Genomic DNA, 1,483 nt, shown 5'->3' with positions numbered 1-1,483 from the left:
AATATATATGGTATACAAGAAATCCCTATACTTCAAGGATTATTTCTTTTATAATTATATATATTTGACATGTAGTTTTACAAATTGTGTTATGTATGATTAGATGAATGATTTAAATGCAAATCTAAATGATGTATATACTGTATATTATGCATAAAGATAAGAAAGGACTTACTTATGTTTTCTAAACTTTTTGATACTTTTTTAGTACACTATTTGGAACGATTTAATGATCATTGCTTTATTGTAAAAGTTGGAGATAAAGAATATACCATCGGCGAAGGAGATCCGGAGTTTACCATTATTGTCAATAAAGATATCCCTAAAAAAGATATATTAGTATCCGCCGAATTAGCGCTTGGCGAAGCTTACATGCGCAAAGATATAGAAATTGAAGGAGATTTATTCAAAGCTCTTTGCGTCGTATTAGGACATGTTAACAAAGACTCTATTAACAAAAAAGTACTTAGTTCCCTCTTTAATATGGGGCTTAGAAAGAAAGATCAAAAACAACAAGTTTCATCCCATTATGATTTAGGGAATGATTTTTATACTTTATGGCTCGATGAAACTATGAGTTATTCTTGTGCCTATTTCAAAAAAGAAAATGACAGTCTTAAAGATGCACAATATCAAAAAGTACATCATATTCTTGATAAATTACACTTACAAGAAGGCATGACACTCCTTGATATTGGTTGCGGCTGGGGGTTCCTACTCATTGAAGCGGCCCTAAAATATGGAGTCAAAGGCTATGGCTGTACATTATCAGAAGAGCAATGGAAAAAAGGCCAAGAGCGAATTAAACAATTTGGTCTTGAGGGGCAAGTGGAAATTGATCTAATAGATTATCGCGATGTAGCCGCCTCTGGTCGTCAGTTCGATCGTATGGTAAGTGTAGGCATGTTAGAACATGTAGGTCGCCCTAATTTACCTATATACATGGAAGATGCCGCAGCTATGCTAAAAGAAGGAGGTTTATTTTTACTTCATTACATTAGTGATCCTGCAGAAAAGGAAACCAGTGCATGGATTCGTAAATACATCTTCCCTGGTGGATCCTTGCCTTCCCTACGAGAAATCATTGGTCTTGCCTACGAATATGATATGAATGTTCTGGATGTGGAAAATTTACGCTTTCACTATTACAAAACATTGATGCATTGGTACAATAATTTCCAAGGAGTTCGTGACAAAGTAGAACAAGTACGGGGCACGGAATTTGTACGCATGTGGGATTTATACCTATGTGGTTGTGCCGCTGGTTTCTATATTGGTAACATGGATTTGCATCAAATTCTGATGACAAAATGCATTAACAATACATTACCATTAACACGTTGGTACTAAGTCATATATTGTAGCATTTCATACGATAGGAACTGTCACTGTATGTGTAGGATTTAGGCTCTTTGTCAAATGTGGGGGCTACTCATATAAAAAGCTCTTAGCACTAGCTATTCAAATAGCTAGTGCTATTCTT

At 35.0% G+C, this 1,483-nt stretch carries 1 protein-coding gene; it reads left to right on the top strand.

Annotation, left to right across the window (positions count from 1 at the left end):
* The first annotated feature begins 177 nt into the window (after positions 1-177).
* Positions 178-1,350, top strand: coding sequence for a class I SAM-dependent methyltransferase (locus EO121_RS08540; protein ID WP_127167424.1), 1,173 nt, complete (start codon positions 178-180; stop codon positions 1,348-1,350).
* Positions 1,351-1,483: the final 133 nt, after the last annotated feature.

It is taken from the genome of Veillonella sp. CHU732 (assembly GCF_003992085.1).
GTDB lineage: Bacteria > Bacillota > Negativicutes > Veillonellales > Veillonellaceae > F0422.
This window is presented reverse-complemented; position numbering and strand designations above follow the sequence as displayed.